This window comes from Aliiruegeria sabulilitoris, assembly GCF_001558155.1.
GTDB classification, from domain to species: domain Bacteria; phylum Pseudomonadota; class Alphaproteobacteria; order Rhodobacterales; family Rhodobacteraceae; genus Tropicimonas; species Tropicimonas sabulilitoris.
In genome coordinates this window covers 13,080-25,782 of sequence record NZ_LOAS01000001.1, presented here as the reverse complement: position 1 = coordinate 25,782, position 12,703 = coordinate 13,080, and the positions used below count along the sequence as shown (strand labels likewise).

The 12,703-nt window shown below is 58.8% G+C and carries 14 protein-coding genes; 3 read left to right on the top strand and 11 right to left on the bottom strand.

Annotated elements, in window-relative coordinates; genetic code table 11:
* Window positions 1-65 precede the first annotated feature (65 nt).
* From nusG to AX756_RS26305, 9 genes are all read right to left on the bottom strand, one after another.
* On the bottom strand, window positions 66-599 hold the full coding sequence (gene nusG, locus AX756_RS00115; RefSeq protein WP_068308062.1) for a transcription termination/antitermination protein NusG: 534 nt from the start codon (window positions 597-599) through the stop codon (window positions 66-68).
* A 204-nt stretch (window positions 600-803) separates the two neighbouring features.
* Window positions 804-995 (bottom strand): preprotein translocase subunit SecE, encoded by a 192-nt coding sequence (secE, locus tag AX756_RS00110; RefSeq protein WP_068307207.1) that lies wholly within the window; start codon window positions 993-995, stop codon window positions 804-806.
* Window positions 996-1,352: 357 nt separating this feature from the next.
* Entirely contained in the window at window positions 1,353-2,303 is a 951-nt protein-coding gene (gene pfkB / locus AX756_RS00105) for a 1-phosphofructokinase (protein ID WP_068307204.1), read from the bottom strand.
* A gap of 218 nt (window positions 2,304-2,521) precedes the next feature.
* Window positions 2,522-3,316: a DUF1217 domain-containing protein gene (locus AX756_RS00100; RefSeq protein WP_068307202.1), complete on the bottom strand. Its 795-nt coding sequence runs from the start codon at window positions 3,314-3,316 to the stop codon at window positions 2,522-2,524.
* Window positions 3,313-3,717 (bottom strand): flagellar biosynthesis repressor FlbT, encoded by a 405-nt coding sequence (gene flbT / locus AX756_RS00095; RefSeq protein ID WP_068307200.1) that lies wholly within the window; start codon window positions 3,715-3,717, stop codon window positions 3,313-3,315. The genes AX756_RS00100 and flbT overlap by 4 nt, the downstream gene beginning before the upstream one ends.
* A complete protein-coding gene (gene flaF / locus AX756_RS00090) occupies window positions 3,714-4,076 on the bottom strand; it encodes a flagellar biosynthesis regulator FlaF (RefSeq protein ID WP_170307789.1) in 363 nt (120 codons plus the stop codon). Before flaF ends, flbT begins: the two co-directional genes overlap by 4 nt.
* 101 nt (window positions 4,077-4,177) lie before the next feature.
* On the bottom strand, window positions 4,178-5,536 hold the full coding sequence (locus tag AX756_RS00085) for a flagellin (protein ID WP_068307197.1): 1,359 nt from the start codon (window positions 5,534-5,536) through the stop codon (window positions 4,178-4,180).
* Between the two features lie 219 nt (window positions 5,537-5,755).
* A complete protein-coding gene (locus AX756_RS00080; protein WP_068307194.1) occupies window positions 5,756-6,100 on the bottom strand; it encodes a hypothetical protein in 345 nt (114 codons plus the stop codon).
* Window positions 6,090-6,380, bottom strand: a complete 291-nt coding sequence (locus AX756_RS26305) for a rod-binding protein (RefSeq protein ID WP_068307193.1) — start codon at window positions 6,378-6,380, stop codon at window positions 6,090-6,092. Before AX756_RS26305 ends, AX756_RS00080 begins: the two co-directional genes overlap by 11 nt.
* 115 nt (window positions 6,381-6,495) lie before the next feature.
* On the opposite strand from AX756_RS26305, the gene fliK reads away from it, so the two are divergent.
* Together fliK and AX756_RS00065 are read left to right on the top strand one after the other, a co-directional pair.
* Complete coding sequence (fliK, locus tag AX756_RS00070; protein ID WP_082738846.1) at window positions 6,496-8,628, top strand: flagellar hook-length control protein FliK; 2,133 nt, start codon at window positions 6,496-6,498, stop codon at window positions 8,626-8,628.
* 120 nt (window positions 8,629-8,748) lie between these two features.
* Window positions 8,749-9,417: a flagellar hook capping FlgD N-terminal domain-containing protein gene (locus AX756_RS00065; RefSeq protein ID WP_082738845.1), complete on the top strand. Its 669-nt coding sequence runs from the start codon at window positions 8,749-8,751 to the stop codon at window positions 9,415-9,417.
* Between the two features lie 21 nt (window positions 9,418-9,438).
* On the opposite strand, the gene ubiB is transcribed toward AX756_RS00065, so the two are convergent.
* Together ubiB and ubiE are read right to left on the bottom strand one after the other, a co-directional pair.
* Window positions 9,439-10,971 (bottom strand): 2-polyprenylphenol 6-hydroxylase, encoded by a 1,533-nt coding sequence (ubiB, locus tag AX756_RS00060; protein WP_068307187.1) that lies wholly within the window; start codon window positions 10,969-10,971, stop codon window positions 9,439-9,441.
* 4 nt (window positions 10,972-10,975) lie between these two features.
* Window positions 10,976-11,728 (bottom strand): bifunctional demethylmenaquinone methyltransferase/2-methoxy-6-polyprenyl-1,4-benzoquinol methylase UbiE, encoded by a 753-nt coding sequence (gene ubiE, locus AX756_RS00055; RefSeq protein WP_068307185.1) that lies wholly within the window; start codon window positions 11,726-11,728, stop codon window positions 10,976-10,978.
* 95 nt (window positions 11,729-11,823) lie between these two features.
* On the opposite strand from ubiE, the gene mutM reads away from it, so the two are divergent.
* Window positions 11,824-12,675 (top strand): bifunctional DNA-formamidopyrimidine glycosylase/DNA-(apurinic or apyrimidinic site) lyase, encoded by an 852-nt coding sequence (mutM, locus tag AX756_RS00050; protein ID WP_068307183.1) that lies wholly within the window; start codon window positions 11,824-11,826, stop codon window positions 12,673-12,675.
* Window positions 12,676-12,703: the final 28 nt, after the last annotated feature.

Here is a 12,703-nt window from a genome sequence, read left to right as displayed (position 1 = left end):
CCGCCATGCCTCCCACGATTTGCCCCGGCATTCTGCCGGGTTCCGGCGGCTTTGCCGCCGATCCCTCAGGTCTCCTTGGAAACCTGAGCGAATTCCAGTTCGACCGGGGTCGCCCGGCCGAAGATCGACACCGTCACCTTGAGGCGGTTGTTGTCCTCGTCCACATCCTCGACCATGCCCGAGAAGCCCTCGAACGGGCCGTCGGTCACGCTCACCGTCTCGCCGATCTCGTAGGAAATGAGAGAACGGGGCGCCTCGGCGCCTTCCTCGACGCGGTTGAGGATCTGGTTCACCTCAGCGTCGCGCATCGGCATCGGTTTGCCTTGCGGGCCCAGGAACCCGGTGACCCGGTTGATCGAGTTAATCAGGTGATAGCCCTGATCCGACATTTCCATATGAACGAGCACATAGCCCGGCATGAAGCGGCGCTCGGCCGTCACCTTCTTGCCGCGGCGCACTTCGATCACCTCTTCGGTCGGCACCAGCACCTCGTCGATCTCGTCCTCGAGACCGGCCTGCACGACGTCGTGCCGGATCTGTTCGGCAATCTTCTTCTCGAAGTTCGAGAGGACGCTAACCGAATACCAACGCTTCGCCATATGCCATGCCTTGCTCTGAGCCGGAGCCTTCCGGCCCCGGAAATTCCAACCGTGCCGGATCATGTCCGGCGTCTCACCCAAACGAAAAGCGGCGTGCGACCCGAATCGATGCACGCCTGCTGGGGAAAGTCCGGCTGCTTTAGCGCTGCCTGCGACAGGATTCAAGAGCTACGCGCCCGCAAGCGACGGCAAAGGGGCGTGAAATCAGCCGAACAGCCCGAGAACCGCCTGCAGACCCTGGCGGATCAACAAATCGACAAGGAAGAAGAAGATAGCCGTGAGCGTGGCCATCGCCAGCACCATGATCGAGGTCAGGAACACTTCCCGCCGTGTCGGCCAGACAACCTTGCCGACCTCGGTGCGCACCTGCTGCATGAACTGAAGGGGGTTGGCCATTTGTCTTCCTGCGTTTTCGCTTCTCGAGCTTCAGGCGCTGCACATACGCGCCGACGCGCGGAAATTCAAGCCGCAACACTCATGGCCATTTCGCACCCGTTGAAACGGCGGCATTTCGCGCCGAAGGCACCGGAAGGCGCCTCGTCAAGTCGAAACGCGACTGACGATCCTCGTGGTTCGTCGCGTTCTTTTTGGGCGGAAGCCTTGGACACAGAGATTCGGCGCGGCACTGATCGACCTTATCGGGATGGCCCGACTTGGCGCGCTCCATGTCCCATGCCTTTTCAACCGCTCCACGGAAGGCAGGCACTGCCCGGATCGTTTGGGAGTTGCAAAGGCCTGCAAATTCGCGCGGACTCAGTCCGGATCGGAAATGGTCACAAGTTCCGCGAAATCAGAAATATCTTCTTGCGGCGGCAAGCTGGGCCCGATCTGCGCCAAAGCACCAAGGGACAGCGCGGTTGAAAAACGCGCGATTTCGGGAAGCGGCATGGCGGCAATCAGGCCATGCGTGATCCCTGCGACCATGGCATCGCCCGCGCCGACCGTGCTGACAACGCGCGCCTTTGGCGGCACAGCAAGAACGGCTTCCTCTGAGGTGACAAACAAAGCGCCCTTATCCCGCATGGAAACGACAACCAGCTTCGTCCCGTTTTCCAGAAACTGCCGAGCGGCGTCAATGATCTCACCGTGGCTCTCCATGACCGAGCCGGTCACTTCCTGGAGCTCGTCGATATTCGGTTTGATCACGTCGGGCTTGGCTTGCAGCGCACGGTCGAACGGGATGCCGCTGGTATCCAGAACAACCTTGCATCCCTTTTCCTTCAACTGCTCGATGAGCAGACGATAGCTGTCCGTTTGCATGCCTTTCGGCAGGCTTCCGGAAAGGATGAACCATTCGATGCCGGTGTCTGCCAGTTCAAGCACGATCCGGGTGACCGCTTCGATGCTGTCCGCATCGGCATTGATCCCGGGAAAGTTGATATCTGTGACGAGCTCGCGAATTTTGTCGACGATCTTGACGTTCACCCGGGTCAGGCCGGGCAGTTTCACGAAACGATCAACAATCTGTCTTTCGGCAAAGAGATTTTCGAACGGCTCCAGATTTCCCCGACCAAGCAATCCGGTCGCGGTTACATCATGGCCACACTGGGCAAGATACGCGGCAACATTCACGCCTTTGCCGCCTGCATCCGATTGCTCGCTGATCACACGGTTTACCTTGCCGGCGTGGAAATCCGGCGACTGAGCCGTCTGATCCAAGGCCGGGTTCAGTGTTACCGTGACAACTCGAGGAAGCTTCGCCATCAATCTGTCTCCCGTTCGACAAGATCTCGTGAATCGGCGTCACTGCTGCACCCGCAGGAGCCCCAATGCAAGCACCATTGTTGATCTCTGGATGATGGCAATTGACGCACTGACCGCACAAGGAACAGTACACTTCAGATGGTGTTGATTCCATACCATCGCCATTCCGCCCAAGCTTGCAAACTGACGATCACACATAAAAAGTGAACGTTGATCTGCTATGACGTCGCCCCAGACAAGAGCATCAACGCCGTGTTCGAAGCGCTCACGGATTGCATGATGTCCGACATCTCGGACCGAAGAAGGTAGGTCTTGACGAGGGCGTCCATTTTCTCCGGATCCGAGAATTGCGAAACTTCATCCGAGCCAAACCGTTTTTCGGCTTTGTCCTTGAAGATCTCCAGTTGCTCATCAATGTCCAGCGAGGCGAACTCACTGGGCAGGCCGAACGCCGTCTCGAATACAGTCCTTAACGTGGTCGAGCCCATGATGCTGTACCACTTCGCATTATTGCTCACGGAGCTTTCGGCGATATCGGGCAAGGTGCTTTTGGCGTTCAACGCCAGCCCGAAATCTTCGTTCTGATCCCCTACATCGAGTGCAAACTGGACCGTATTGTAAGCGCTGATGATTTCGTCAGCGAAGCCTGACAGACTTGTCCTGGCGGGTTGTTCTTCCCCGAAGCCGAATGCTTCGGAGAGATTGTAATATGCTTGATTGGACAGCTTGTTCGCCAGAGAATCCGAGTTGGATACGCCTTCCTCCAGCACCTTCCGGATCAGGAAGGTGCTGTTGATGTCATCGTCAAGCCCGAAAGCCCCGAGCGCAACGGTCAACAGCTTCCGGTCTGACACCAGATCTTCGGCCGTTTTCACTTCGCCGATATGTTCGGCGAAGTAATCCGTATTCGTTTGCAGGCTTTCACTGTGGGTTTCCTGCTGAGCTTCGAGAGTTCTGTTGAGGAATATCCACCCTGCATAACCGCTGATGGGGACAATCGGTTGAAACGTCATTGCGTCATTGCCGCGAAAAGTCGCTCCTCTCTGGGCAACAAACCTCGCAGTGCTTTGAGCACCTGATAATGCTGGCCTTCGATGATCGCTGTCGTTGCCATGTCCAGCTTGCTTCGGCTGTCATCATCCCTGAGAACCTGACTCAACTGTTCGACGCCGCGCAGCAATTGAAGCCTGGCTTCTGCTGGATCGGCGTCCCCGGACAGAACAAGCTGGGCGATGTAACACACTCTGCGCACGGGCGTATTGACCTCTTCAGGATGAATGGCATCCCGAAGGCGCAAGATATTCGCGTTGGGGGTGACAATGCTCAACCGGCTGCGACGCTCACCATTCTCGATGACAGCGCCATTGATCAGAACACGTTCCTTGGGGGCAAGTTTCAGAACCAATCCGCTCATTCCGAACGCGCCTCCTGTCGCAAACCGCGCATGATGGCAGTGTTGATTTCGATCAGTGGCTCGGCGGAGGCTTGGCCGCGTAAGACCTTGCTGCTTTGAAGATTTACAAAACCGAAAAGATAGATGATCTGGCTTCGCAATTGATCGGGCAAGCCATTGGTCTTGCCGGCAACGTCGGTTGCCAAAATTGTCCAGAGCTTCCGGTTGTCATGCAAGGCGCGCGCCAGGCCGGCGAAGTCTTCGGTTCCTTTCGAGGCGGAAGACCGGATTCGTTGAGTTATACGTGCAAAGGCGGCGTATTCTGTGTCGCGAGGAGTTCTGACTGGGGTCGCACTGGCCCCATAGGCCTTTTTGGCCATGTCTACGGCATTCACGGAGTTTCCTTCCGTTCGCTAAATTGGGCAGGGTCCCGCTTATGCGGGGAGGCAACGGGGCGCTGGAAGGCGCCCCGTTGTTCAGTTTATTGGAACAGCGAGAGGACCGATTGCGGCGAGGAGTTCGCAATCGACAGGGCTTGAACACCCAGTTGTTGTTGAACCTGCAGCGCCTGAAGGCGAGCCGAGGCTTCTTCCATGTCTGCATCGACCAAAGTGCCGATACCGGCCGTCATCGAGTCGGAGAGCTTTGCGATGAAGTCCGCCTGGGTTTCAATGCGCCCCTGAACCGAACCGAATGCTGCTGCTGCGTCCACCGAGGTATCGATCATTTTCTCGATGCTGGAGAGCGCACTTTCTGCACCGGCGTTCGTCGTGACATCCAGGGTATTTAGATCCGACAGGCCACCCGATCCACGTTCGGCCGTAATTGCAACGGCGAGCGTATCTGCAGCGTTTGCGTTGTCGATCGCGAATACGCCAGCTGTGGCGGTCGCCGAGAGATCGGACGCATCCAAGGTTGTCGCGACAACGGCGTTCTTGCCAAAGTTCTCGAGCGCCGGGTCACCGACCTTCTCGTTGAAGGCAGCTGCTAGGCCGGCGTTGATGCTCTCGCCGAAGTCGCCTTCCTTGACCGTGTAGCTCACGGTGAAGTAGTCGACATTCTCCTCCACGCCAGCCGAACTCGTATCCCCGAAGGTCAGCGTGACGACGTCTCCAGCCATCAAGCCCGTATCGACCGGCGTGATGTTCGGGTTGTCGAGCCCAGTTTCCGAAATCGCTCCAACGCCAACGCTGTTTGCCGTGGTCAGAGCCGTGCCGTCCGTGTCGATCATCTGAAACGCGTTTGCGGCGATGATGTTGGTCGACGCGCCTACCGCGGCCGTTGCTGCTGTCAGGGCCGGAACGCCGGCCCCTGTCAGAGCGGTACCGTTCTCAAGGCTGAGATCCTGCCCTGCAACGGTGATGTTGCTGGCCGAGACGTTTCCGTTGGAGTCGCGGTCAAGCGACGAGAGAACATCGACCGAGCTGTTGCTGCCATTGACCAGGTTCAGGCCGTTGAACTGGGCCGCGCCGACAACCGCGCCGATCTGGTCCTTGAGGGCATCGATATCGGTCTGGATCTTGTCGCGGTCGACGTTGTCTTCCTGTGCCGCAACGATCTTTTCCTTCATCTGGGTGAGAAGGTCCGTCACGGTTTCCGCGGCATTCGCGGCGACGGCAACCGTGCTTTCCCCAAGCGAAAGGCTGTCGGAAATTGCCTCGAAACCGGCGACATCAGATTCCATCACTTTCGAAATGGCCCAGACGGCGGAGTTGTCCTTGGCCGATGCGACGGATTTGCCCGTGGAGATTTCGCTTTGAACGGATTCAAGGCTGGAGTTGATGCCCTTCAGAGTTTGCAGGGCAATCATCGAGCTGGTGTTCGTGAGGATGCTGGTCATTTTCTAAATATTCCTTCCAAACGGCGCTTTTCGCCGCGAGCTGACCCGCCGGACGAACCGACGGAGGTTATCGCATTCTGCGCCCTACGAACGGCTCTCGGACCGAACGTGCCACCCTTGTTGGGTGCGATGTCAGATTGGCGATGATCAGCTAAGAGAATCCTAATGCCGGCCCGCCAGAAGCCTACGATTTTACGCGAATTTCCCGGACATTGTCTTTCAAGCGCGCCTCTCAACTTTCGGGGCTGCGAATTGCAGCGTCCGAAGACTCCCGTTGGATGTGTAAGTATCCAGCTGCGTCAGGACTCTCCTGATCTCGGACACCCGGGCTGCCGCCGTTTTCAGCCCACGCCTGGAGGCCTCGAAGAGTTCCTGGTTCCTGCGAACCTTTTGCTGCAACCTCTTCAGGTTCTCGGTATCGAGGGGGCCTTGCGCTTCGATCTTTTCGGCCAGTTCGATCTTTTGCGGTTCGAGCGCCGCGACATTTTCGATTTTTCCTTCGATCAGAAGCGTTTTCTCCTGTTCGAGCAGATCAAGCAAAAGCTGCGTTGGGTCATTGCTCATCGAGTGTCTCCACAAGTGAATTAAAGATTGATTCTGCCAGGCCGATACCCCCTCGGGCAGCGATCTCCCTGGCTTGCATGTCGCGCAGAAGGCTCGAGAATTGTTCTTCGCCGACGCCGCCTCCGAAGCCTTCGGGTGTTTTGCCGACGCCGGCGTGCTTGAGCATTTCGGACAGAAACGTTGCCTCCAGATCCTGCGCGACCTCTCTCAGCGCCTCCCTTTTGCTCGTCAGCGTGCCCTCGGGGCGCGTTCCTTGTCCTGAATTTGCTACAGGCTCCACGTGCTCGACCTCCTGTCGGCTAAAACTTTTTTGAAATTAGCACCCTGCAAGTAAAGGATCAGTAACTCGATCCGTGCAGCCTCCAATCATCCGTAGCCAGAAGGCCATTCGATCGATGCACCCAGCTCAATCCATTTCATTGGTCACGTCTCCTACCTCGCAGACGGGGCGAAAAACATGTCAACATACTGAAAGTACGGACATTTCATTCGCAGACCACCTGTCGGCCCTGCAGGGGGGGACCAATCACAGTTCGAAGGCGGGTGAAACAGAATCGATTCCTTTTGGCTCTCCCGAGGGAGGGGAAGCTCTGGCGGTCACCGAAACCCCGACCGCGAAATCGTCGGATCAGACGAACCGTTTTGCCGATTCTGATGACCTTCTGAATAAAGATCGAGAAGAATTGCCCGAACCAGCGACCGAGACCGGCACTGCGGACACCACCGCACCTGAACGACCGAATCTGCCTGTTGTTGAGCGTTCTGTGGCCGATCTGGCCGCGAAGAGCGTGCAATCCGGGGAACAGCCCAAAGATCTACTGGCGCTCAATGCGACCGACCGCACCGATACCGAAGGCACCGACGCCGGCAAGTCCGTGAAGGGCATTCGCAGCGAGGATGTCGAGGGAGAAAATGCGGCCGCACCAGATAAGGCGGGACGAGGTGTCTTTCCGATGCCTCCGACCCAGGACGGGTGGCCGGCGCAACGGATGCCAAGTGAAGGACCCGCCGACGAAACCTCCGCGGCTTCCCCGGGCTCGCAACTTGTTGAGCAAAAGGTGTCTTTTTCCCAGTTCCGAGGCAATCAGAACGCCGTTGCCACCACTCGCTTTCCCGAAGCTGATGCGAGAGAGGGCGATTCGGGGCGAAGCATTCCGAATGGAAGCCTCAAACAGACTGACGCGGTTTCCTTGGTGAGCGCCACAGGGGCTTCGGCAGCAGGCACTTCTGTGCCCAACCTTTCCAACGATCCCGGGATGCCATTGACTCCCCCTGGCGGGAACACTCCCTCCGGCCTCGCCGGCGAAACCACCGACAAGGCACGTCCGTTGCTGCAAGACATCTCGTCGCGCTCAACCGAGGGCACTCAATCACAGCAGCCATCCGTCGCCCTGCGTGGTGCCCCTGCCCCTTCAGCGTCCAGGCAGCGGGTCGTCGTGCAATCACAGCCAGATGCCATTGGCACAATGACAGCCTCCAACTCAGGCCGATTCGCATCAACTCAGCCGATCCGGCCAGATGGGATGTCGCTTCCGATTGGAGACCTTTCGCAAGCAGACCGGTCGGCCCCGGAAATGAGCGAATTGGGTCTCCAAGTGCCAATTCCTTCGAGAACATCTACCTCGACATCTGAGGAGGCGTTTGATCGCGCGTCACTGGCTCAACAGGTGCAATTTCACAGAAAGGTCAGTGCAAGGCCCCAGGTGTCAATGAGTCCGTCACAGCCAGCCGCGTTCCAGGCTGCCATGGAACAAGATGCATCCGCGGCGGTGCAAGGCCGGTACGGGATGGAGGGGCTCAACGCTCAAGCTGTCAAGGCAGAGATTTTGCGACAGAACCTCGTGCCCGAGATGCCTATCGCCGCGTCATCAATCGTCCAGCAACCTCAGCAAGGCCAGTGGTTCGAGGCTTCCGGCGAATTGGTGGGGCAACCCGACAGCCCATCCTTCTCGAAGGCAGACTCCGAGGAGAACGAGCACCGGAGTGCCCCAGACGCGCCCCCCCGCGTCCACCAAAGGTCTGTTTCAAGAAGTGACGCGCAAAACGGAACAACACCTGCGAGCATAGCCGGAGGTTTCAGCCCGGCGAAGGTGGAAAGCGACCTGTCGATCGCCGCGGAACAGGAATTCGAAACGGTGCCGGAATTGGACTTGTCCGAAGTATTTTCGGATCGAGGTCGTGAAGGCGTCGGAACAACGACGGTTCGGCAGTCGGATACCTCCTCGGCAGCGCTTCGAACAGCGAGCAGGTCTCTGGCGGAGACAATCAGCGATCGTGTTCAGGTGACTTCTCGTGAGAGCTTTGACGTCCGGCTTTCACCGGAAGAACTCGGCAACCTGCGGATCTCTTTCATCAATGCCGAAAGCGGTCTGAGTGTGAACATCCACGCTGATCGTCCCGAGACCCTGGAGCTGTTCCGCCGCAACATCGAAGTCCTTTCCGCAGATCTCAGGGCATTGGGATATGAGGACGTAAGCATGTCCTTCGCTGAGGGGCGTAGTGAGGGTGGGGACCACCCGGGAACGTGAAAGGATCAGGACGGCAGCTCCGGTGGTATCCTGGCTTCACGGTCCAAAGCCGACATACAGGCGACAAATACCAGCACAGTTTCCGGCGCCGGCCTGGATCTCAGATTGTAAGGATGCTTGATGACTTCCGTTTCAGCAGCAACCCAGACGGGCGCGGTAAGCACGACAAGCTCGGCGCTTACAAGCGAATCCCTGACGTCGCAGGATATGGACACCTGGCTGACCTTGATGACGGCCCAATTGCAGAACCAGGATCCATTCGATCCCGTGGATTCGACCGAGTACACGGCACAGCTTGCGCAGTTTTCGGCAGTCGAACAGCAAGTTGAAACCAATGATCTCCTGAGTGAGCTGATATCCGTCTTCACTTCCAGTGATCTTGCCACCATGGCCGAATGGGTCGGAAAGGAAGTCCGCGTGGCTGCGCCCGTTGAGTATGAGGGAGACCCGATCACCATCACGACACAATCCGAACCGACGGCCAGCTATGCCGAAATGGTTGTGCAGGATGCATATGGCAACGAGGTTACACGCTACGTTGTCGCCAGCGGAAATGACGAGGTCACGTGGGATGGGACAAATGACTCAGGACAGCAGGTGTCCGGGGGCAGCTACAATTTTCGTGTCGAGAGCTATGATTCGAACGGTGAGCTTTTGAGCACGCGTGACGCGGAGACCTATGTCGAAGTCATCGAGGTGCAGCGTCAGGATGATGGCTACGCCCTGATCCTGCCGGACGGGACCGCGATTTCCGCTGATGACGTGTCCGCAGTCCGTTCGATTGCATGACCCCGCAAGGGGCGCAGCTCTTCAGAGTTGCGTCACGCCCCATGTCACCGCTGCGGCGAGGGCAGCTCCCGCCCCAAACCACGCCCAGCGATGCGACTTCGGCACCTCCTCCGGCGTGTTCGGCTTAAGGGCAGACTGTCTGGCCAGCATGTCCTCGGCGATCTTCGGAAGGCGCGGGCCGAAATGGGACAGGATCCGCAAGGTGCGGGTCAGGTCCCGCGCCAAGGCGCGCGGCCCGATGCTCTGCTTAATATAGTCCTCGACCACCGGACGGGCGACATCCCACATGTTGATATTCGGGTAAAGCGAGCGCGATACCCCTTCGACGACAACCATGGTCCGCTGCAGGTGAATCAGTTCCATCCGGGTTTCCATACCGAAGCGTTCCGTCACCTCGAACAGGTAGCTCAAGACCCGCCCCATCGAGATATCGTCGGCCGACATGCCGAAAATGGGCTCGCCCACGACCCGCAATGCGCTTGCGAATTCATCGACATCCCGGTCCGCAGGGACATAGCCCGCCTCGAAATGGACCTCGGCAACGCGCCGGTAATCCTTCTTGATGAAACCATAAATGATCTCGGCATAGACGCGACGGGTGTATTCATCGAGCCGCCCCATGATGCCGAAGTCGAGCGCGATCACATCCCCGTTCAGGCCGATCTTCAGGTTTCCCTGGTGCATGTCAGCATGGAAGAACCCGTTATGCAGGGCGTGTTTGAGAAACAGGCCAAGGATACGCTCGCCAAGAACCTTGCGGTCGAAGCCAAGTGCGTCGATGCGCGCCAGCTCGTTGCAGGACGGGCCTTCCGCCCAGTCGAGCGTCATGATCCGGCGATCGGAGAGCTTCCAGTGCATCTTCGGCACCCAGAAGCCTTCATCCTCCTGCGTGCTGGCCTCGTATTCAGAGGCGGAGGCCGACTCGAGCCGCAGGTCCAGCTCACCCTTCACGGAGCCGTGGAAATGCTCGATCACCGCGCGAGGCCGCAGCCGGCGGGAGCCCGGTGAGAGGGTTTCGATGATCGTGGCGCCCAGGTAGAAGGCATCGAAATCCCGGCGGAAATTGCGCTCGATATTCGGCCGCAGTACCTTGACCGCGACTTCCTGACCGGTTTCGCGCAAACGCGCACGGTGGACTTGCGCAATGGAAGCGGCCGCGACGGGTTCGGAAAATTCCGAGAACACCTCATCGACCTTGATATTCAGCTCTTTCTCGATGGTGGCGATGGCCACGTCACGCGGGAAGGGCGGCATCCGGTCCTGCAGGATCTTGAGCTGGTGGGAAAGATCTTCGCCCACCACATCCGGTCGGGTCGACAGGATCTGACCGAGCTTCACATAGGCCGGTCCCATCGCGTTCAGTGCGCTCAGGAGCGGCGGCAGGCTTGGATCGCCCTTGTAGCCAAGCCACTTGAACGGCCAGCCCAAAGTGTGCGCGGCGATCCGGATCGGCACCGGCGCGTTGAGCGCATCGAGCATTTCGCCCATGGCGTTGTTGCGTTCGAGCGTGGCGCCGACTCGAATCAGGCGCCAGATATTATGAGGTCCACGCAAGGGATCAGAGCTTCCAGCCGGAGTGCAGGGCAACGACGCCCATGGTCATGTTGCGATATTTCACCTGTTCGAACCCGGCAGTCCGGATCATCGCGGCGAAGCGTTCCTGATCGGGGAATTTCCGGATCGATTCCACCAGGTATTGATAGGAGTCGCGGTCATTGGCCACGACCTGCCCCATCACCGGGATCAGGTTATAGGAATAGCGGTCATAGGCCCATTGCATCGCCGGGTTCGGAAGCTGCGAGAACTCCAGCGTCATCAGGCGCCCGCCCGGGCGCAAAACCCGGTAAGCTTCGGACAGCGCGTCCTCGATCCGGGTCACGTTCCGAGTGCCGAAGCTATTGGTGACCACGTCGAAGCTGTTATTTTCGAAGGGTAGATCCATCGCATCACCCACGACCCAGTCGAGCCGGTCCGACAGGCTCTCGGCTTCGGCACGCTTCTTGCCTTCGATCAGCATGTCCTCGGTCATGTCGCACACAACCGCCGTCGCCTCCGGTGCGCGGCGCAGGAAGCGAAAGGCGATGTCGCCGGTGCCGCCGGCCACGTCGAGCAGCTTCTGGCCGGGACGCGGCGCCAGCCAGTCCATCATCGCATCTTTCCACAAGCGGTGGACGCCAACGCTCATGAAATCGTTCATCAGGTCGTAGCGAGAGGCGACCGAAGAGAAGACGCCATGAACCATGCCCTTCTTTTCTTCCTCGGGCACGATTTTCTCGCCGAAATGGGTTGTCTTGGTAGAGTTGTCGCTCATGGGACTTGCTCCCGCAGAATTTTGCCCCTCCTTATAGAGCGCTGCGGGGGCGCTGCAATGGCGAGCCCGACAGGGTGCGTCGAAGGGAGACAGGATTGCCGGAGCTACCCGAGGTCGAAACGGTGCGTCGGGGGCTGGAGCCCGCGATGGCGGGGCAACGCATCCTCGAGGCGCAGGTTCGGCGTCCGGATCTGCGCTGGCCCTTTCCCGAGCGGATGGCCGAACGCCTCGAAGGCAAGCGCGTGGAGCGGTTGCGGCGGCGCTCGAAATACATCCTGGTGGATCTGAATAGCGGTGAGTCGCTCCTCATACACCTCGGAATGTCCGGAAGAATGATCATTTCTGGTGACGTTCCGGGCAGCTTCCACCACGACCTTTTGCCGCTGGCCAAACATGATCACGTCGTCCTCGAAATGGAGAACGGCGCCCGGATCACCTTCAACGACGCCCGGCGCTTCGGCGCGATGGACCTTGTGCCGACAGCTGAGTGTGACGCCCATCCATTGCTGGCCTCTCTCGGCCCGGAACCCTTGGGCAACAGCTTCGACGGGCCGAGGCTGGCCGCTACCCTGCAAGGTCGACGTAGCCAGATAAAGGTCGGCCTGCTCGATCAGACGCTCGTGGCCGGTCTGGGAAACATATATGTTTGCGAGGTGTTGCATCGCGCCGGCCTGTCACCGTTGCGGCGGTGCAACAACATTTCGCGCGCGAGAGTCGAGGCGCTGGTTCCGATCATACGGAAAGTTCTGGAAGAAGCGATCGAAGCCGGGGGATCCAGCCTGCGCGACCATCGGCAGACAAATGGTGATCTGGGCTATTTCCAGCATGCGTTCCGCGCCTATGGCCGCGAATCCGCCGCTTGCTCCACCGAAGGGTGCGGCGGAACCATACGTCGGGTCACGCAATCGGGTCGGTCGACCTTCTACTGTCCGGACTGTCAAAGATAGCTTGAATGATGCTGTCAGGGTGATAACC